Origin of the sequence: Streptomyces sp. H27-H5 (assembly GCF_026627505.1) — a bacterium.
Taxonomy (GTDB): Bacteria; Actinomycetota; Actinomycetes; order Streptomycetales; family Streptomycetaceae; genus Streptomyces.
The window spans coordinates 57,291-76,159 of the sequence record NZ_JAPNLK010000025.1; the positions used below are offsets into that span (position 1 = coordinate 57,291).

An 18,869-nucleotide genomic window follows, 5' to 3' on the forward strand; every position below is an offset into this window, starting at 1 on the left:
GGTAGCCGGGTCCTCGATGGGCCGGCGTCGGCGAGCGGCCTCCCGCGCGTCGCCTCTACGGCGGGTCGATCACGGTGACCGCGGCCATCAGCCTGAAGGGGTCCTCGGTCGCCCTGCGGGCCACGTAGACCACGAGCCACTGGTCGCCGGCCCGCCAGAGGTGAACGTGGTCGGCGTTGTCGGCGAGCGCGTCCCACGGCTCCGGTATCGCCTCCCCGTCGAGACCGCGCTGCATCACCCCGTCCAGAGTGAACACCTGCGGTGCCCCCCAGCGACCGGTCAAGGCCTGTACCAGCGCGCCGTACTCGGCACTGATCTGGTCCGCCTCCTCGATCCGGGCCGATCCATCGTCTTCCCAGAAGTCCCGGGTCTCCACGAGTTGGACCAGATGATGGCCCGGGCCACTGCCGTGCCTGTCGAACCGGACCGGATCGGTGGGAAAGGTCTGTCCCCGGAGCCGGTCGATCGTGTCGAGATGCTCTGCCGTGGTCATGCCGTCAGTATCCCGGGCACCACTGACAACTGGCCCGACGTCATGCCGCCCGACGGCTCACCGCCAGCCAGCCTCCGGCCAGCGCCGGCAGGGACCACAGCGCGGCCACCCCCAGGCCGGTCCAGGGACCGAGCGGACCGTCCGTGGCGGCTCGCATGACCAGCTGACCGGCACGGTCCGGCATGAACTGCCCCGCTCCTCCCGCGACCTGACCGACCACGAAGGGCAGGATCAGCAGGAAGGGTATGAGCAGGCTCATCACGAGCGTGCCGCTGCGCACCAGTGCGGTCAGGCCGGCCGCGAGAAGGGCCATGAGTGTCAGGTAGACCCCGCTCCCGAACACGGCCCTCAGCGCGCCCGGGTCGTCCAGGCCCAACGCGTACTTCCCCATGAAGGCCTGTCCGGCGAGGAAGGTGACGACGCCGGTGATCTGGCCGATCAGAAATGCCAGTCCGGTGATCATCGCCACCTTGGCGAGGTACAGCCGGGTCCGGTTGGGCACCGCCGTGAGCGAGACCCTCAGGGCACCGTCCCGGAACTCCCCGGCGAAAGCCGTCGTCCCGAAGGCAACGGCCGCTATCTGACCGAAGTTGACACCGTAGAAGGCTCCGAGAAGTCGGTCGTCGCCCAGGGCTCCTTCCTCGGCCGTCCCGATCGCGGCGGCAGTGAGCACCGTGATGCCGGCGGTGACGAGGAAGACCGCGGTCAGCGAACCCATCGCCGCGCGGGAGGAACGTATCTTGATCCATTCCGAGTGCAGGACGGGGATGTTGGGCAGGGCGGCGGCGGTCATGACATGGACTCCGATCTCCTTCAGGGATGGCACTGGGTGGGGGCCGGTCTCAGGCGGGGAACGTCGAGAACTGGGCGCGTGTGGCGGTGAGCTCCAGATAGGCCTGTTCCAGGGAGGCTCGCTCGTCGATGAGTTCGAGCAGGGGTATCCCCTCGCGGGCGGCGAGGCTCCCGATCTGCTCGGCACGTATGCCGTCCACGGTCCAGTGCCCGTCTTCGGAGATGACCGGCTCGACCCCCTCGCGGGCCAGCACCGCTCGCAGCCGATCGGGAGCGGAAGTCCGCAGTCTCGCCCTGGGGGTGCTGCGGGAGTCGATGAAGTCCTTCATCGAGAGGTCGGCCAACAACGCGCCCTGCCCGACGACGACCAGATGGTCGACGAACGAGGCGGTCTCGGCCATGAGGTGGCTGGAGACCAGGACGGTGCGTCCCTCTGCGGCGAGAGAGCGCATCAGCCCTCGGATCCAGATGATGCCCTCCGGGTCGAGGCCGTTGGTCGGCTCGTCGAGCAGGAGAACCCCCGGATCGCCCAGCAGCGCGGCGGCCACACCCAGTCGCTGGCGCATGCCCAGGGAGAAGGTCCTGACCCGCTGCCGGGCCACCGAGGCGATCCCGGCCCGCTCCAGCACCGTGTCCACCCGCGCCGCCGAGATGCCGTTGCTGACGGCGAGCGCGAGGAGGTGGTCCCGGGCGGTGCGTCCTGCGTGGGCCGCCTGCGGGTCCAGCAAAGCGCCCACCCGGCGCAGCGGGTCTCGAAGGTCGGCGAACCGGAGCCCGCCGATGGTGGCGTTGCCCACCGTGGGCCGGTCGAGCCCGAGCAGCAGGCGCATGGTCGTTGACTTACCGGCTCCGTTGGGGCCCAGGAAGCCGGTGACCCGGCCGGGCAGGACATCGAAGGTGAGGTGGTCGACGACCCGTGTGGAGCCGTAGTCCTTGGTCAGTTCGCAGATCTCGATGCGGTTCGGTTCACGGTTCATGCCTCAAGATTCCCCGCCGCCCCCCCACCGCTTCCTCCCCCAAGCGAGGGTGGCGGCTCCCCCACGTGGGGGAGCCGGGGCCCACCTTCCCGCTGTCACGATGGAGGCATGTACCGACTGCTCCGAGCACCGCTTCGACCGGTGACCTACTCCCGTTGGCTGCATCTGTGCGTACCGCTGCTTCTGCTCGCCATCTGGATGTTCGTGAACCCCCGTTGGCCGTGGATGCCTTTGTTGATCGTCATACCGTTCGGGTTCGTGCCGTGGGTGAGGCTGGCCGAGGGACTGCAGGCCCAGTTCCTGCTGACCCCTCATGACCGCGGCTCCCCCGACGGCGTCATCGGTACCGCGCCGTCGGCACGGTGGGGAGACCGGTGGCGGACCCTGTTGTGGCTGGAGATACGTCTGGTGGTCGCCGGCGTCGCCATGTTCGCGACCGTCGTGCTTCCGGTGATGACGGTCGAGTTGATCGCGATCGCGCTCGGACAGCAGGTGACCGCGGATCCGGCTGTGCCGTTCACCCCGACGCGCTGGGTGGCCGCGCTGCTCGCCCCGGTGCCGTTGGTCGTACTCCTCGTCGTCGTGGTGATGCTCGGCGAGATGATCACCTCGATCGCCCGTCGTTTGCTGGGGCCTTCGGCGACCGAACGTCTCTCCGCGTTGGAGGCCCGGACCGAGCAGCTGTTGGAACGGACCCGCATCGCGAGGGAACTGCACGACTCCATCGGCCACGCCCTGACCGTGGCGGTCATGCAGGCGGGAGCGGCGCGGGCAGCCGGCGACCCCGACTTCACCGACCGGGCCCTCCACGCGATCGAGGAGACGGGCCGAGCCGCGCTGGAGGATCTGGAGCGGGTGCTCCTGGTGTTGCGCGAGTCGGCCCAGCCGCCCTCCCAGCGGCCGACGTTGGCGGAGGCGGACCGCCTGCTGGAGTCGGCCCGGGCCTCGGGAGCGGTGGTGGACGCCCGGCTGACGGGGTCACTGGAGAAGCTGCCCGGTCCGGTCACCCGGGAGGGGTACCGGATTCTGCAGGAGGCACTGACGAATGTGCTGCGGCATTGCGGTCCGGTGCCCGTCCGGGTGCGGGTCGAGATGACCACCGGCCGGCTGGACCTGGAAGTGACGAACCCGCTGTCGGAGCGGCCCACCTTCATGCCGGGTGGCGGGAGCGGGCTGCGTGGGATGCGGGAGCGGGCCGCACTCCTCGGCGGGGAAGCCGAGACCGGTCCGTACGAGGGCGGTTGGAGAGTGTTCGCCCGGCTTCCGCTGGACCGAATACGCTGATCGAATGCCGGTCACCGTACTGCTCGTCGATGACGAGCCCCTGGTGCGCGCGGGGTTGCGCGCCGTCCTGGAAGCACAGCCCGACATCACCGTGGTGGGAGAGGCGGCCGACGGAGCATCCGTGGTTCCGCTCGTCCGACAGCTGCGACCGGACGTGGTGGCGATGGACGTGCGAATGCCGCTGCTGGACGGGATCGAGGCGACGCGGGCGGTTCTCCGGTCCGTGGACTCACCGCCGAAGATCCTCGTGGTCACGACGTTCGAGAACGACGAGTACGTCTACCAGGCTCTGCGGGCCGGAGCTGACGGCTTCCTCCTGAAACGGGCCCGACCCTCGGAGATCGTGCACGCGGTCCGGCTCGTCGCGGAGGGCGAGACGCTGCTCTTCCCGGCCGCCGTGCGAGCGCTGGCGGCGGAGTACGGAAACCACAAGGCGCGGGCGGTGTTGGAACGGGCCGCACTGACCGAGCGAGAGGAGGCGGTACTCCGACTGATGGCCCGCGGCTTGACCAATGTGGAGATCGCGGCCGAGCTGATCATCGGCACGGAGACCGTGAAGTCCCACGTCAGTGCGATCTTGGCGAAGCTGGGCGCACGCGACCGGACCCAGGCGGTCATCACTGCCTACGAGTCCGGATTCGTCGCCCCGGCCTGAGGGGAGGGGCTGATTCCGGCCGATGGGGGGCCGCTTCTCGCCGTTGCGGCGGGTGCGCAGTACGATCCGGCTGACAGGGCCGCTAGCTGGGAGGACACACGTTGGGGCAGCTGACCGGCGGGGACCCCTCTCTGCTCCGACGGATCAATTCGGCCGTGGTGCTGCGGGCCCTGCGCGCGGCCGAATCGCCGACCCTCACCGACCTCACACGGGTCACCGGGCTCTCCCGGCCGACCGTTGAAGGAGTGGTGGAGGGTTTGATCGGCACGGGGCTCGTGGTGGAGGCCGAAGCCGAGGAGGGCGCACGGCGACAGGGTCGGCCGGCCAGGCGCTTCCGCTTCCGGACCGAGGCGGGACACCTGCTCGGCATCGAGATCGGCTCGCACCGGATCGCCGTCCTGCTGTCCGGCCTCGACGGGCGGGTGATCGGCGCGGGCACGAAGGAGGTCGCCGAGTCCGCGTCGGCGGACGAGCGGCTGGAACGCGTCCGGTCGGCGGTGGCCGATCTGCTGCGCCGCTCCTGTGTGCCACGGGACTCCTTGCGGGCCGTCGGTGTGGGCAGTCCCGGAATCGTGGAGGCGGACGGGACGGTTCGCCTCGGGACCGCCCTGCCGGGATGGACCGGGTTGCCGCTCGGCGAGAGGTTGAGGCGCTCGTTCCGCTGTCCGGTGCAGGTGGAGAACGATGCCAACGCCGCGGCTGTCGCCGAGCACTGGAAGGGCGCGGCGCGGGACACCGACGACATGGTGTTCGTGATGGCGGGCCTCAGCCCCGGCGCCGGTTCGCTGATCGGCGGCCGACTGCACCGCGGCTACGGCGGAGCCGCCGGCGAGATCGGCGCCCTGCACCTCCTGGGGCGCGAGGTCACCCCGGAGAAGCTGCTGTCGACCACCGGCGAACCGCTGCACCCGCTGGACGAGCCGGCCGTGGCCGAGGTGTTCGCGATGGCCAGGCGGGGAGACGCCCGGGCGGTCGCCGCCGTGGAACGGTTCCTCCAGCGACTGGTGCACGACGTTGCCGCATTGGTCCTGGCGATGGATCCGGAACTGGTGGTGGTGGGCGGTTGGGCTGCCGGGCTGGACGGGGTCCTGGAACCCTTGCGCCGGGAGTTGGAGCGGTACTGCCTGCGCCCGCCTCGGGTGGAGCAGTCGCTGCTCGGTGAGGCGGCGGTGGCCACCGGGGCGCTACGGCTGGCCTTGGACCACGTCGAGGAGGAGCTTTTCGCGGTGGAGAAGACGGTGACGGCCCGGCGCCGCTGACGCCGGTGCCGTCGACTCCTGCGCCGCCATGATCCGCCCCGAGCCCTTGTGGGGCTCCCCCGCGTTCCGGGCCGAGCGCGTGGTAAGGCGCTCCCGGCCCCCTGGCGGCGTCCAGGCCTGTGACGACCATGCAGCGGCAGCACGGCCCTGCGGCGGCTGTCGGCTCCCTGGCAGCGGCGCGGCCTGCTCTCCCCGGGCCCCGGCCCGGTCCGCCCACTCGCCCGGCTGCCCGGCCAGGCAGGGTCCGACGGGTGCACCCTCGACATCCCGGGGAGGCGGAGGCGCCCGGAACCCCACCGCTGCCACCGCTTCGGCCGACACCGCTCCCCCGCAGCCACCCATGCCCCGGCGCGGGAAACCCTGCCGGAATGGCGCCGGGGAAGGCGTCCGAGACACGGCGACGGTCCGGCCACGCAGGGCCCTCCCGGGGCATGCGCGACAGCGCCTCGGCCATCCTGGGGATACCGAGGCCCCGGAACCCGAACGCAGCCGGCACCGCAGCCACCCGTGCCCCGCCGCCCCCAGCCCCAGCCCCCGCCAGACCTGCGCCGGCGGAGACCGCACCCGAGACACGACAACGGCCCGGCGCACAGGGCGTCGGGCCGATGTCGTGTCGTCATGCGTCGTGGTCGTCATGCGTCGAACGCCACGCGTCACGCGCCACGCGGGGCACCTCACCGGCTCGGGAGCGTCACGCCGCCTCGGCGGCGGACCGGGCGCCCCCGTGACGGCCCCACCGTCCCGGGAGGCAGTCCCGGGAGGAGCGCCGCAGGTCAGGACGCACCGCAGGCCAGAACGCGCCGCCGGTCAGGACGCGGCGCGGGTTTCGGTGATCTCGACTCCCGAGTCGCCGAAGGTGAGGCGGCAGGTGTCGGCGCGGTAGGTGGCCACCGCGACGGCGGCCGTCCCGGCGGTGGTGATGTAGCGCGTGGTCACGAGCAGCACGGGGGCGCCGGGCAGCCGGTCGAGTTCCTTGGCGTCGTCGGCGCGGGCGGAGCCGAGCTCCACGGAGCGGTCCTGGCCGTCGAGCACGAGTCGCTGGAGTTCCCGCATCACGGCGCGGGCGCGGGCGGGGCCGGCCGGGGCGTCGATGGCGGAGAGTCCGGGCACGGACTGGGCCGGCACGTACAGCAGCTCGGCGGCGAGGGCCTGGCCCTGGGTGACCCGGGTCCGGCGCACGATGTGCACGGGCTGGTCGGCGGGGAAGTCGGGACCGAGGAGCTTCAGTACGGCGGCCGGCGGCACGGCCTCGACGGCGTCCGTGGCTTCCCAGCCGTCGCCGCTCTCGCCGGGCCAGCTGTGGCCGGTGTCGCCGACGGCGACGCCGACGCGCGGCGGGGCGACGGTGGTGCCGACGCCGCGCCGGCGCTGGAGGCGGCCTTCGAGTTCGAGCTGTTCGAGGGCCTGCCGCAGGGTGGCGCGGGCGACGCCGAAGCGTGCGGCGAGTTCGCGCTCGTTGGGGAGGATCTCGCCGACGGCGAAGTCCCGGTCGAGTGCTTCGCTGAGGACGGTCTTCAGGTGCCAGTACTTCGGCTCCGGCACCGATTCGAGCTGCGTGGTCCCCACCCTGACTCCTCCTGCAATCGATGCAATCGCCGTGTCCCAGCGGCAGTTCCGCACCGCAGTTCCGCGCCCTTGTTTATTAAAGGTTCCTGCACTATCCCTGCGACGATAGGACGGCGCACCACCTTGGTCAAGACCAATCCTCGCCGCTTTGTCGGGCAGATCGGGCATATGTAGCAACCCGTTCACGGGATGTTCGCGCTCCCGGATCCCGACCGCGCCGGCGACCCTCGCGACCCCGCGTGTTCGGGGGATTCCAACGCCCGATCCCCGGCGGGGACTTGCCGGCGGAAGCTACTGAGCGGTAGTCATTACTGACAGCCTGTCTCACACGCGTCCAGCCCGACGAGGAGCAGCATGACCGCCACGGTCTCGTTCACGATCGATTCGCCGCTCGGCCCCCGCCCCGCCACCGTCACCTACGAGCGCAAGGGCGCCGGCGAGCCGCTCCTCCTGCTCCACGGCATCGGCCACCACCTCCAGGCCTGGCACCCGGTGATCGACATCCTGGCCGCCGAGCACGAGGTCATCGCCGTCGACCTGCCGGGCTTCGGCGCCTCCGATCCCCTGCCCGCGGGCGTCCCCTACGACCTGGCCACCGTCGCGCCGGCCCTCGGCTCCCTCTGCGCGGCGCTGGGCGTGGAGCGTCCGCACGTCGCGGGGAACTCCCTCGGCGGGCTGCTCGCGCTCGAAATGGCGCGCACGCACCTCGTACGGTCGGTGACCGCCCTGTCCCCCGCCGGCTTCTGGTCGCAGGCCGAGCGCCGGTACGCCTTCGCGGCCCTGCGCTCGATGCGCGTCGGCGCGAGGGCGCTGCCGCGACCCACGCTGGAGCGGCTCTCGCGCACCGGCGCCGGGCGGGCCGCGCTGACCGGGACCATCTACGCCCGCCCGGCGCGGCGTGCCCCCGAGGCCGTGGTGGCCGAGACCCTCGCCCTGCGCGACGCCACCGGCTTCGAGAAGACCCTGGCGGCGGGCGGGTCCGTGTTCTTCACCGACGACGTGCCGGGCCTGCCGGTCACCATCGCCTGGGGCGGCAACGACCGGCTCCTCCTGCGCCGGCAGGGCGTGCGCGCCAAGCGCGTCATCCCCGGCGCCCGGCTGGTCCGGCTCCCGGGCTGTGGGCACGTTCCGATGAACGACGACCCCGCCCTCGTCTCCCGGGTCATCCTCGACACGGCACGCCAGGCGTCGAGCGGTGCACCGGGCCCGACACCGGACGCCGCGGCGTGGAGCGGGGCGCAGCGGGGCGGCGCTCAGCGGGGCGGGGAGGCACAGCAGGCCGTGTGAGCGGCCGGCGGCTGTTCATCCGCGGTTCGCGTGGGCGACGCGGCCGGGCCGGTGTGCGGCGACACACTGGTCCGGCCCGCCCCCGCCGGCCCCTGGAGACGCACCGATGGCACCTCTGCCGCACACCCGACGTTCCCTGCTCGGCAGTTCGCTCGCCGTTCCGGCCGGGCTCGTCCTGTCCGGCGCCTTCGCCGCGCCGGCGTTCGCCGCCCCGCGCCGGGCTCCCGCGCTCGTCCTCTCCGGCCGTCCGAACGCCCTGTGGGGCACCCAGTCCGGCGAGATCACCGCCCATTCGGCCACCGTCTGGACGCGCTCCGACCGCCCCGCGCGGATGTACGTCGAGACCTCCCCGAGCGAGTCGTTCCGGTACGGCGTGCGCCGCCACGGTGGCGCGTTCCTCAGTCCGGCCACCGACTTCACCGGCACCGTCACCCTGCGCGATCTGCCGCCCGGCCGGCAGATCCACTACCGGATCGTGCTCGCGGACCCCGCCGACCCCCGTCGGACCGGCGAGCCGGTGCGCGGCGCGTTCCGCACCACGCCGGTGTCTCGCCGCCACGACGTGCGCTTTCTGTGGTCCGGTGACCTCGCGGGGCAGGGCTGGGGCATCAATCCCGAGGTCGGCGGGTACCGCGTCTTCGAGGAGATGCGGCTGCGGGACCCCGACTTCTTCCTCTTCAGCGGCGACACGATCTACGCCGACGGCCCTCTCCAGGCCGCCGTGCCCCGGCCCGACGGGACGATCTGGCGCAACGTCACCAGCGAGGAGAAGTCGAAAGTCGCGGAGACTCTGGCGGAGTTCCGCGGGAACTTCCGCTACAACCTGCTCGACCGCAACCTCCGTGACTTCAACGCCCAGGTCCCGGTGCTGGTCCAGTGGGACGACCACGAGGTGCGCAACAACTGGTATCCAGGGCAGCGGATCGAGGATCCCCGGTACACCGTCAAGGACGTCGACACCCTCGCCGTTCGGGCCCGTCAGGCCTTCGGGGAGTACTTCCCGGTGAGCGATCTGCGCGGTGGCGGCGCCGAGGGGCGGATGTACCGGGTGATGCGGCACGGCCCGCTGCTGGACGTGTTCGTCCTCGACATGCGGACCTACCGGAACCCCAATTCCCCCGACACCCAGACCGTCGACCCGATCGGCATCCTCGGTCCGGAACAGCTGGGCTGGCTCAAGCGCGAGCTGTCGCGCTCGCGGGCGACGTGGAAGGTGATCGCCGCGGACATGCCGCTGGGCATCGTCGTGGCCGACGGGGCCACCGACTTCGAGGCGGTCGCCCAGGGCGATCCGGGTGCTCCGCTCGGCAGGGAGCTCCAGATCGCCGAACTCCTGCGCCACATCAAGCACCAACGCATCACGGGCACCGTCTGGCTCACGGCCGACGTCCACTACACGGCCGCCAACCACTACGCGCCCGAGCGGGCCGCCTTCACGGACTTCGCGCCGTTCTGGGAGTTCGTCTCCGGCCCGATCGGCGCGGGCGCCTTCCCGGCGGGCCGCCTCGACGCGACCTTCGGGGCCCGGACCGCATACGTCCAGTCGGCCTCGGTGGCCAACATGTCCCCCGCCGAGAACCCGCCGTACTACGGCGAGGTCGACATCGAGGGGGACAGTGGGGAGCTCACCGTGCGCCTGCGGCAGCAGGGAGGTCGGGTGCTCTTCACCAGGACGCTCCGACCGGGGCGCGTGGGGCAGTCGTGACCTCGCCGGAAACACCGGCCGAAACACCTCGAAACATGGCAGACCGAGCGGATCGACACTTAACCAGTCGGTCACAGATCGTTCGTGATCACGCAACACCCCTGCGCCACAGTGGTGTGCATGACTGACCGTAATGTTGCCTCCGCCCAGCGTCCCCACCGCCACCACTGGCGCCGTGACGTCGTCGAACTCGCCGCCCTCTTCTGCGCCGTAGCGGTCGCCGACGGCATCGCCAATCTCGTGGTGCACGGCCCCAGGGGCCCGATCCTGCTGGTCGCCTCGGCCATCGCGCTGCTGGTCACGGCCGCCTTCCACACCTGGTGGGCACGCCGGCACAGTCATGCGCCCCCTCCGCGGAGCACCGCGCCCTCCGATCCGGCCGCGGCATCGGCGCCGCGTGCCGCATCCGCCGGGGGGAGCGCCGATTCCCCCGCCGACCCGAAGGCGACGCCCGCCCTGTGGCGGATGCGCACGACGGTGCGTGACGAACCCGGCAGCCTGGCCGCGATCTGCACCGCGCTCGCCCGCAGCGGCGTGGACATCCTGACGCTGCAGACGCATCCCCTCCCCGAGGGCGGCACGGTCGACGAGTTCCTGCTGCGCGCCCCGCAGCGGCTGCCCTCCGCGGACCTGACCCGCGCCATCGCCGGGGCCGGCGGGCACAGCACCTGGATCGAGCGCGCCGACGCCCACGACCTGGTCGACACCCCGACCCGGGTGCTCGGACTGGCCACCCGGACCGCGCTGGACGCCGCCGAGCTGCCGCTCGCCCTGCGCCAACTGCTCGGCCGCTGCACGATCCACTCGATCCCCGCGACCACGCTCTCCGGCCGCCCCAACGCCGGCGCGGACGCCCCCGTCGAGGGGGTCCTTGAGGCCACGGTGATGCGGCTGCGCGACCCCTCGGGCGGTGCGATCACCGTGGAGCGCCCGTACCTGCCCTTCACCCCGACCGAGTTCGCCCGCGCCCGGGCCCTGGTGGAACTCGACGCCCGGCTCGGGCCGCGCGTCCCGCGCAGCCAGGACGTGTTGACGCTGCCCGAGGGCAACGAGATCACCGTGCGGCGGGCCGACGGCTCCGACCTGTCCGCCGCCCGCGCGATGCACGACCGGTGCTCCGAGCGCACGCTGGGCCTGCGCTACCACGGCCCGATCGGCGACGCCGATCGCTACCTCGGCCACCTACTGAGCCCCCGGTTCGGTCGCACGCTGGCCGCGACCACCGCCTCCGGCAAGCTCGTCGCCCTCGGCCACCTGCTGTGGGACGGCGACGAGACCGAGGTGGCGCTGCTGATCGAGGACGACTGGCAGCGCCGCGGCATCGGCTCCGAACTGCTGCGCCGCCTGCTGTCGATGGCCGTGGACGCCGGCTGCGACAGCGTGTACGCCGTCACCCAGGCCTCCAACACCGGCATGGTCGCGGCCATGCGCGGCCTCGGGCTGCCCCTCGACTACCAGATCGAGGAGGGCACCCTGGTGATCACGGCCCGGCTGGACGCCGCCCGCGTCGGCTCCCGGCCGCCCCACGAGGCCCCGCGCGAGCAGCACGCGTACGAGACCCGGCGGCTCCAGGGCTGACGCCGCGCGATGCCGAGGGCCGTTCGCCGTGTGCGGGCGGCCCTCGGTCGCGTACGGACCTCCCGGGAAGCCCTCGGGCCGAGAGGTCCGCAGGCCGTGAGCGAACTCCGATGACGGGAGGGCGTCTCACATACGAGGATGGCCGTATGTCAGAGACCCTCCACAGTGACCGTGCCCATCGGCTGCCCCGCCAGGTCGCCGACGCGTACGTCGACGACCTCATCGCCATCGACCCGATCACCGGTACCTACCTCGGCGTCGCCGAGAGTTCCCGCCGGCTCCCGGACTTCTCCCCGGCCGGTCGCGCGGCCGTCGCCGAGCTGGCCCGCACCACCCTCGACCGGCTCGACGCCGCCGAGCGGCTGCCCGGCGCCGACACCGACGCAGAGCGCCGCTGCGCGCGCCTGCTGCGCGAGCGCCTCATCGCGGAACTCGGGGTGTACGAGGCCGACGAGGACCTCCGCGCGGTCAGCAACCTCCACTCCCCTGCGCATTCGGTCCGGGAGATCTTCACCCTGACCCCCGCCGACACGGCGGAGGACTGGGCGGCGATCGCCGAGCGGCTGCGGGCGGTCCCGGCCGCCTTCGCCGGCTACCGCGAGAGCCTGCAACTGGGCTTGGACCGGGGCCTGTACGGCGGCCCGCGCCCCACCGCCACCTTCGTCGGCCAGCTCACCACCTGGGCCGGTCAGGGCGGCGACGGCGACCGCGACTTCTTCGGGAAGTTCGCGGCGGACGGCCCGGACTCCCTGCGCGCCGAGCTGGACGAGGCGGCCGCGTCCGCCACGACGGCCGTCGTCGAGCTGCGCGACTGGATGAGCGAGGTGTACGCCCCGGCCGTCGCGGACGCCCCGGACACCGTCGGCCGCGAGCGCTACGCGCGCTGGTCCCGGTACTTCAACGGCACGGACCTGGACCTGGACGAGGCCTACGCCTACGGCTGGTCGGAGTACCACCGGCTGCTCGCCGAGATGAAGGCCGAGGCGGACAAGATCCTTCCGGGTTCGAACCCGTGGGACGCGCTGCGGCACCTGGACGAGCACGGCACGCACATCGAGGGCGTCGACGAGGTGCGTGCCTGGTTGCAGGGTCTGATGGACGAGGCCATCGAGAACCTCGACGGCACCCACTTCGAACTCGCCGAGCGGGTCAAGAAGGTGGAGTCGATGATCGCCCCGCCGGGCGGCGCGGCGGCCCCGTACTACACCAACCCGTCGGAGGACTTCTCCCGCCCGGGGCGCACCTGGTTGCCGACGATGGGCCAGACCCGCTTCCCGGTGTACGACCTGGTCTCGACCTGGTATCACGAGGGCGTTCCGGGTCACCACCTCCAGTTGGCGCAGTGGACGCACGTCGCGGACCAGCTCTCCCGCTACCAGGCGAGCGTCGGTCTGGTGAGCGCCAACGCCGAGGGCTGGGCCCTGTACGCCGAGCGTCTGATGGACGAACTCGGGTACCTGAAGGACGCCGAGCAGCGGTTGGGCTACCTGGACTGCCAGATGATGCGCGCCGCGCGCGTCATCGTGGACATCGGCATGCACCTGGAGTTGGACATCCCGGCGGACTCGCCGTTCCACCCGGGCGAGCGGTGGACGGTGGAGCTGGCGCAGGAGTTCTTCGGCCTGCACAGCGGCCGGCCCGGCGACTTCGTCGAGAGCGAGCTGACCCGCTACCTGTCGATGCCGGGCCAGGCCATCGGTTATAAGCTGGGCGAGCGCGCCTGGCTGCTGGGCCGGGACAACGCCCGCGCCGCGCACGGCGAGTCCTTCGACCTGAAGGCGTGGCACATGGCGGCGCTGTCGCAGGGTTCGCTGGGGCTGGACGACCTGGTGGACGAGCTCTCGAAGCTCTGATCCCGGCCGCGGTCCACGGATGACGGCGGGCCGCTCACCCCTGCGCGGGTGAGCGGCCCGTCGTCGTGTCGGCGCGTACGGGCGAGGTCAGCAGCCGCAGTCGTCGGAGTCCGTGGGCGCGGTCAGCGGGTCGGCCTCGGCGCGCCGCCGGTTCCCCTCCCAGGTCTCGACCTCGAAGCCCTCGCGGATCCAGTACTCGATGCCGCCGAGCATCTCCTTGACCCGGTAGCCGCGTTCGGCGAGCGCCAGGGCGGACCGGGTGGCTCCGTTGCAGCCGGGGCCCCAGCAGTAGGTGACCACCGGGACGTCCTTGTCCAGGAGCTGGTCGGCCTGCCCGGCAATGAGCGCGGTGGGCAGGTGGATCGCGCCGGGCACGTGCGCCTGGTCCCAGGCCGCGGTGGAGCGGGAGTCGACCAGTTGGAAGCCCGGTGCGACGCCTTCCTCGCGGTGGGCCGTGACCGCGGCGGCGACGTCGGAGACGTCCGCGTGAAAGGCGAGGCTCGCGGCGAAGTAGGCGGCCGCCGCGGCCGGGCTCGCCTGGGGAACCCGGAGCACGGGGTGGGTGGTGGGCGTGGCCTCGGTGTTCCGTGTCGTCGTCATGGTCTGGAATCTATGACCTGCCGATCGGCCTCGGAAGGCGGTTTCCCCGGCCTTCCCCTTGTATCGCCGGGGATTGTCCTGCTACACCTGCGTGATGACCGACTATTCCCCCGACGCCACCGACTGGCGCATCCTGGCCGCCCTGCAAGACAACGGGCGGGCCGGTTTCGCCGAGCTCGCGCGGGCGGTGTCCATGTCCGCGAGCGCCGTCACCGAGCGGGTGCGGCGGCTGGAGGAGGCGGGCGTGATCACCGGGTACACGGCCGTGGTGGACCCGGAGAAGCTGGGCAAATCCGTGCTCGCCCTGGTTCGGCTGCGCTATCCACACGGCAACTACAAGCCGTTCAACGATCTGTTGGAGGCGACACCGGACATCCTGGAGGCCCACCACGTCACGGGCGACGACTGTTTCGTGCTCAAGGTGGCCGCGCGTTCCATGCGGCACCTGGAGGAGATCACCGGCCGGATATCGGGGCTCGGGTCCGTCACCACGAGCATCGTGTACTCGTCCCCGCTGTCGCGGCGGCCCCTCAGCCCCTGAGACCGGCGGTGCGGTGGCGCACCACCGAGCCGCCGCGCTGCTTGACGATCTCCAGCTGGGCCTGGACCCGGGTCCGCAGGTCGGCGACGTGGCTCACGATGCCGACGCTCCGGTCCCGCTCGCGCAGCGAGTCCAGTACGTCGAGGACCTCGTCCAGGGCCTGGTCGTCGAGGCTGCCGAAGCCCTCGTCGATGAACAGGGTGTCGAGGCGCATCCCGCCGGCCTCGTCGGTGACCACGTCGGCCAGCCCGAGGGCGAGCGCGAGCGAGGCGAAGAAGGTCTCGCCGCCGGACAGGGTGGCGGTGTCCCGCTCGATGCCGGTCCAGGCGTCCACCACGTGGAGCCCCAGGCCGGAGCGGCCCCGGCCGCTCGCCTTCGCGTCGGAGTGGACGAGCGTGTAGCGGCCGCCGGACATGCGCAGCAGCCGCACCGTCGCGGCTGCGGCGACCTGCTCCAGTCGGGCGGCCAGCACGTACGACTCCAGCCGCATCTTGCGCTCGTTGTCGGCGGAGGTGCCCGCGGTGAGTCCGGCGAGCCGGGCCACCCGGTCGTAGGCCTCGCGCAGCGGGCCCAGGGCGCGCAGTTCCTGCTCGGCGTGCCGGGAGAGCCGGTCCAGTTCGGCGCAGCGCACCCGGGCGGCGTCGACGGCGGAGCCGGCCGTACGCAGCCTCGCGGCGGCCGCGTCCGCGTGCGCCTCGGCGGTGTACGGGTCGGCGGGGGGCAGGGACGCCGCGGCGGCGGTCTCGCTCTCGCCGCGGCGGTCGGCGAGCATGGCCTCCTCGGCCTGCCAGGAGTCCAGCCGGTGCTGGAGCGCGGTGCGTTCGTACTCCGGGAGCACGGCGTCGGCCGCCGCGTCGGTGGTGTCGAAGCCGGCCTTGAAGGCGGCGTCGGCGAGCTGGTCGTCGGCTTCCTTCAGGCGGGCGGCGGTGGCCTCGGCGCGGCGCAGCGACGCGGCGGCGCCAGTGACCATCCGGACCCGGTCCTCCAGGATCCGGGCGCGGGCCGCGACACTGGGCGCGTCGCCCCGTACGACGACCAGTTCGGCCTCCAGGGAGGCCTGTTCCCGTTCGAGGGCCTCGCGGCGGGAGGCCCGCGCGGCGGCCCGGCGCTCGGCGTCGAGCCGGTCGGCGCTGCGCGCGGCGTGCTCCTGCTCGGCGCGGGCGAGGCGCTCGCGGGCGGAGTGCAGTCCGGCGGCGTCGGCGTGGGCGGCCGCGTGCCGGGAGCTCAGGTCGGCGCTCCGCGCGAGCAGTTCGGCGGTGGTGGCGTCGCCGGCCGCGGCGGCGGCCTCGGACTCGGCCTCCCGCACGGCGGCCAGTCTCCGCTCGACGGCGGCCCTGCGCTCCTCGGCCTGCTCGAAGCGGGCGTGGGCGGCGTCCTCGGCGGCCCGGTCCACGTGCCCGGGCGCGGGGCGGGCCGGCTCGGGGTGCTCCGCCGATCCGCACACCGTGCAGGGCTCCCCCGCCACCAGCGCCGCGGCGAGTTCGGCGGCGATCCCGCGCAGCCGGGACTCCTTCAGCTCCAGCCAACGCTCCCGGGCGGCGGTGGACTCCTCGCGCACGGCGAGCAGGTCGCCCGAGGCGGCTTCGGCGTCGGCGGCCAGGGCGTCGCGTCGCCGGGCGGCGCTCAGGTGCATCCGGGCGGGCTCCAGGCGGCCCGCGAGCTGTTCGGCGAGCGTGGCGGCCTGTTGGGCGGCGTCGGCGCGGGCGACCAGGGCGGTCCGGGTGGCCTCCCAGCGGGCGAGCCACTCGGCGGATTCCTGGTGTTGCTCGTCGGCGTCCCGGGACTCCCGGTCGAGGGTGGCGCGTTCGCGGCCGATCTCGGCGCTGCGCTGTTCGGCGCGTTGGGCGGCGCCGACCGCGCCGAGTTCCTCGCGCAACCGCTGCTCGACGGTGGCGAGTTGTTCCGTGCCGGCTTCGGCGAGGGCCGGGGGGAGTTCGGCGCGGGCGAGGGATTCCGCGTGGGCGGCGGTCAGGTGGGCGGCGGCCGCGGCCCCGCGCAGTTCCAGGGCGGGGGCGACGAGGGCGCCCCGACGGGCCCGGTCCAGCAGGGCCCGGACCCGCTCCCGTTCGGGTGCGGCCTCGGCGAACAGGGCGGCCCGGCGGGTGGTCTCGGCGTGCCGGCGCTGGAGCCGGTCGAGTTCCCGGGCGTCCTCGGCGGCCCGCCGGGCGGCGGCGTACCGGCTCTCGACGGCGGCGAGCGCGTATTCGGCCACGGTCAGCCGTTCCCGGGCGGCGCACCGTGCGATCGCCGCCCAGGCCCGGATCGCCTCGGCGAGGCCGGGGTCGCCGGGCTGGTGGCGGGGCAGCGGCCAGGCGCGCAGGTCGGCGCCGTCCCCGGCGGCCTGGGCGAGACGTTGCGCGGTGTGGAGGACCTTCTCGTCGCCGGCGCGCACCTTGGCCTCGGCGGCCCGGCGGCGTTCCGCGAGCAGCGTCTCGACGGCGGCGAAGCGGCGGGTGTCGAAGAGCCGCCCGAGCAGCCGGCCGCGAGCCTCGGCGCCGGCCCGCAGGAACTGGGCGAACTCCCCCTGCGGCAGCAGCACCACCTGGCAGAACTGGTCGCGGCTCATGCCGAGGAGTTGTTCGACCTCCTCGCCGATCTCCTGGTGGGAGCGGCTCAGCGCGGTCCAGTTCTCACCGTCGTACTCGCGCAGCCAACTCTGCGCCTTGTCCTTGGTCGTGCCGGTGCCGCGTTTCTTCGGCCGGTCCTGTTCGGGCCGCCGGGTGATCTCCAGGCGGCGGCCGCCCGCGGTGAGTTCGAGGGTGATCTCGGTGGGGGTCTCGGGGGCCGCGTGGTCGCTGCGCAGACTGTTCCCGGGGTTCTGGCGGACACCGGGCACGGAGGCGTAGAGGGCGTAGCAGACCGCGTCGAGGACGGAGGTCTTGCCCGCTCCGGTGGGGCCGTGCAGGAGGAAGACGCCGGCGCCGGACAGGGCGTCGAAGTCGATCTCCTGGGGTTCCGCGAAGGGGCCGAAGGCGGTGACCTTGAGCCGGTGCAGCCTCATCGGGCGGTCTCCTCGTGCCGGGCCTGGGCGCGGACGTCGTCGAAGGCGCCCTGGAGCACGGCCCGTTCGGCCTCGTCGGCGGATCCGCCGCCGCGCACGTGGGCGACGAAGTCCTCGGCGATCTCCTGGTCGCTGCGGCCCTTGAGTCGTTGGGCGTAGGAGATCCCGCCGTCCTCCTCGCGGCCCTCGGGGTCGAAGGCGAGGCTGAGGGTGTGCGGGAAGCGGGCGGCGAGGCGCGCCATGGGGTCCTCGGGCCGGACGCCGTCGGTGAGGGTGGCCTCGATCCAGGAGTCCTCGTGCCTGGTGAGCGCGGAGTCCGCGAGCAGGTCGTCCAGTCGGCCGCGGATCCGGGCGAGGGGGCGCGGGACGGGCGTCTCGATCCGTTCGGCGCTCGTCAGTTGCCCGTGCGCGCCGAGGTCGATCAGCCACATCGTCTTGCGGTGGTCGGCCTCGGAGAAGGAGTAGGCCAGCGGGGAACCCGAGTAGCGGACCCGTTCGTTGATCGTCTGGCAGCCGTGGAGGTGGCCGAGTGCGGCGTAGTCCACCCCGGCGAAGACGTCGGCGGGCACGGCCTCGACCCCTCCGACGGTGATGTCGCGCTCGCTGTCGCTGGCCGTTCCCCCGGTGACGAAGGCGTGGGAGAGGACGATCGAGCGGGTGCCGGGGGTCCGGCCGGCGAGGTCGGCCCGGATCCGGCGCATCGCCGCGCCCAGCACGGCCTCGTGGCTGACCCGGTCCGCCCCCAGGGTGTCCTTCACCAGCGCCGGTTCGAGGTAGGGCAGTCCGTACAGCGCCACGTCCCCGTGGGTGTCCGACAGCACCACGGGTTCGGCGCAGCCGGCCGGGTCGGTCCGCAGGAAGATCCCGGCCCGGTCGATCAGCCCGGCGCCGACACCGAGGCGGCGGGCGGAGTCGTGGTTCCCGGAGATCATCACGGTCGGTACGCCGCGTTCGGCCAGCCGGTGCAGGGCCCGGTCGTACAGCTCGACGGCGGGCAGCGGGGGCACGGCCCGGTCGTAGATGTCGCCGGCGACGAGGACGGCGTCGACCTCGTGCTCCTCGACGGTCGCGACGAGGTGGTCGATGAAGGCGGCCTGGGCTCCGAGCATGTTCACGCGGTGGAAGGAACGTCCGAGGTGCCAGTCGGAGGTGTGCAGGAACTTCACTCGCCGGCCCCGCCGCGCATGCCGTCTCCCCCTGGTCGCCCTCTGGCCCTGTGCCCCCTCTACGCTAACCCGTCACCGGGCCCGCGAAGGACGTGTTCGGGGTGCCCGCACC

15 protein-coding genes are annotated in these 18,869 nt (G+C 73.0%); 8 read left to right on the forward strand and 7 right to left on the reverse strand.

What is annotated here, in order from left to right; genetic code table 11:
- Positions 1-55: 55 nt before the first annotated feature.
- The 3 genes from OTB19_RS15210 to OTB19_RS15220 are packed head-to-tail and all read right to left on the reverse strand — an operon-like array spanning position 56 to position 2,262.
- Entirely contained in the window at positions 56-493 is a 438-nt protein-coding gene (locus tag OTB19_RS15210) for a hypothetical protein (protein ID WP_267798721.1), read from the reverse strand.
- Between the two features lie 40 nt (positions 494-533).
- Positions 534-1,286 carry an ABC transporter permease subunit gene (locus tag OTB19_RS15215; protein ID WP_267798723.1) on the reverse strand — a complete coding sequence of 251 codons (753 nt, stop codon included), beginning with the start codon at positions 1,284-1,286 and terminating at the stop codon, positions 534-536.
- A 49-nt stretch (positions 1,287-1,335) separates the two neighbouring features.
- Positions 1,336-2,262, reverse strand: coding sequence for an ATP-binding cassette domain-containing protein (locus OTB19_RS15220; RefSeq protein ID WP_267798725.1), 927 nt, complete (start codon positions 2,260-2,262; stop codon positions 1,336-1,338).
- Between the two features lie 108 nt (positions 2,263-2,370).
- Here OTB19_RS15220 and OTB19_RS15225 point away from each other — a divergent pair, with 108 nt between their 5' ends.
- The 3 genes from OTB19_RS15225 (at position 2,371) to OTB19_RS15235 (ending at position 5,460) form a co-directional block, all read left to right on the forward strand.
- A complete protein-coding gene (locus OTB19_RS15225) occupies positions 2,371-3,546 on the forward strand; it encodes a sensor histidine kinase (RefSeq protein WP_267798727.1) in 1,176 nt (391 codons plus the stop codon).
- Between the two features lie 4 nt (positions 3,547-3,550).
- Complete coding sequence (locus OTB19_RS15230; RefSeq protein WP_053683255.1) at positions 3,551-4,201, forward strand: response regulator; 651 nt, start codon at positions 3,551-3,553, stop codon at positions 4,199-4,201.
- Between the two features lie 101 nt (positions 4,202-4,302).
- Positions 4,303-5,460, forward strand: a complete 1,158-nt coding sequence (locus tag OTB19_RS15235) for an ROK family transcriptional regulator (protein ID WP_267798728.1) — start codon at positions 4,303-4,305, stop codon at positions 5,458-5,460.
- 807 nt (positions 5,461-6,267) lie between these two features.
- On the opposite strand, the gene OTB19_RS15240 is transcribed toward OTB19_RS15235, so the two are convergent.
- Positions 6,268-7,026 (reverse strand): GntR family transcriptional regulator, encoded by a 759-nt coding sequence (locus tag OTB19_RS15240; RefSeq protein WP_267798729.1) that lies wholly within the window; start codon positions 7,024-7,026, stop codon positions 6,268-6,270.
- Between the two features lie 354 nt (positions 7,027-7,380).
- Between OTB19_RS15240 and OTB19_RS15245 the strand changes: the two genes are divergently transcribed.
- The 4 genes from OTB19_RS15245 (at position 7,381) to OTB19_RS15260 (ending at position 13,449) form a co-directional block, all read left to right on the forward strand.
- A complete protein-coding gene (locus OTB19_RS15245; protein WP_267798730.1) occupies positions 7,381-8,313 on the forward strand; it encodes an alpha/beta fold hydrolase in 933 nt (310 codons plus the stop codon).
- A gap of 106 nt (positions 8,314-8,419) precedes the next feature.
- Complete coding sequence (locus OTB19_RS15250; protein ID WP_267798732.1) at positions 8,420-10,018, forward strand: alkaline phosphatase D family protein; 1,599 nt, start codon at positions 8,420-8,422, stop codon at positions 10,016-10,018.
- Between the two features lie 120 nt (positions 10,019-10,138).
- Positions 10,139-11,596: a GNAT family N-acetyltransferase gene (locus OTB19_RS15255; protein ID WP_267798734.1), complete on the forward strand. Its 1,458-nt coding sequence runs from the start codon at positions 10,139-10,141 to the stop codon at positions 11,594-11,596.
- Positions 11,597-11,742: 146 nt separating this feature from the next.
- Positions 11,743-13,449: a DUF885 domain-containing protein gene (locus OTB19_RS15260; protein ID WP_267798736.1), complete on the forward strand. Its 1,707-nt coding sequence runs from the start codon at positions 11,743-11,745 to the stop codon at positions 13,447-13,449.
- A gap of 87 nt (positions 13,450-13,536) precedes the next feature.
- Here the strand turns inward: OTB19_RS15260 and OTB19_RS15265 are convergent, their stop codons facing one another.
- Positions 13,537-14,049 (reverse strand): rhodanese-like domain-containing protein, encoded by a 513-nt coding sequence (locus OTB19_RS15265; protein WP_267798737.1) that lies wholly within the window; start codon positions 14,047-14,049, stop codon positions 13,537-13,539.
- 94 nt (positions 14,050-14,143) lie between these two features.
- Here OTB19_RS15265 and OTB19_RS15270 point away from each other — a divergent pair, with 94 nt between their 5' ends.
- Positions 14,144-14,590, forward strand: coding sequence for an Lrp/AsnC family transcriptional regulator (locus tag OTB19_RS15270; RefSeq protein ID WP_267798739.1), 447 nt, complete (start codon positions 14,144-14,146; stop codon positions 14,588-14,590).
- On the opposite strand, the gene OTB19_RS15275 is transcribed toward OTB19_RS15270, so the two are convergent.
- A complete protein-coding gene (locus OTB19_RS15275; protein ID WP_267798741.1) occupies positions 14,580-17,591 on the reverse strand; it encodes an AAA family ATPase in 3,012 nt (1,003 codons plus the stop codon). The two genes, OTB19_RS15270 and OTB19_RS15275, sit on opposite strands and share 11 nt — an antisense overlap.
- Positions 17,588-18,757: an exonuclease SbcCD subunit D gene (locus OTB19_RS15280; RefSeq protein WP_267798742.1), complete on the reverse strand. Its 1,170-nt coding sequence runs from the start codon at positions 18,755-18,757 to the stop codon at positions 17,588-17,590. The genes OTB19_RS15275 and OTB19_RS15280 overlap by 4 nt, the downstream gene beginning before the upstream one ends.
- Positions 18,758-18,869: the final 112 nt, after the last annotated feature.

What these genes read in the sequence shown, in the direction of transcription:
- OTB19_RS15210 (WP_267798721.1), bottom strand. Translation starts at nt 493, where the DNA reads ATGACCACGGCAGAGCATCTCGACACGATCGACCGGCTCCGGGGACAG.
- OTB19_RS15215 (WP_267798723.1), bottom strand. Translation starts at nt 1,286, where the DNA reads ATGACCGCCGCCGCCCTGCCCAACATCCCCGTCCTGCACTCGGAATGG.
- OTB19_RS15220 (WP_267798725.1), bottom strand. Translation starts at nt 2,262, where the DNA reads ATGAACCGTGAACCGAACCGCATCGAGATCTGCGAACTGACCAAGGAC.
- OTB19_RS15225 (WP_267798727.1), top strand. Translation starts at nt 2,371, where the DNA reads ATGTACCGACTGCTCCGAGCACCGCTTCGACCGGTGACCTACTCCCGT.
- OTB19_RS15230 (WP_053683255.1), top strand. Translation starts at nt 3,551, where the DNA reads ATGCCGGTCACCGTACTGCTCGTCGATGACGAGCCCCTGGTGCGCGCG.
- OTB19_RS15245 (WP_267798730.1), top strand. Translation starts at nt 7,381, where the DNA reads ATGACCGCCACGGTCTCGTTCACGATCGATTCGCCGCTCGGCCCCCGC.
- OTB19_RS15250 (WP_267798732.1), top strand. Translation starts at nt 8,420, where the DNA reads ATGGCACCTCTGCCGCACACCCGACGTTCCCTGCTCGGCAGTTCGCTC.
- OTB19_RS15255 (WP_267798734.1), top strand. Translation starts at nt 10,139, where the DNA reads ATGACTGACCGTAATGTTGCCTCCGCCCAGCGTCCCCACCGCCACCAC.
- OTB19_RS15260 (WP_267798736.1), top strand. Translation starts at nt 11,743, where the DNA reads ATGTCAGAGACCCTCCACAGTGACCGTGCCCATCGGCTGCCCCGCCAG.
- OTB19_RS15265 (WP_267798737.1), bottom strand. Translation starts at nt 14,049, where the DNA reads ATGACGACGACACGGAACACCGAGGCCACGCCCACCACCCACCCCGTG.
- OTB19_RS15270 (WP_267798739.1), top strand. Translation starts at nt 14,144, where the DNA reads ATGACCGACTATTCCCCCGACGCCACCGACTGGCGCATCCTGGCCGCC.
- OTB19_RS15275 (WP_267798741.1), bottom strand. Translation starts at nt 17,591, where the DNA reads ATGAGGCTGCACCGGCTCAAGGTCACCGCCTTCGGCCCCTTCGCGGAA.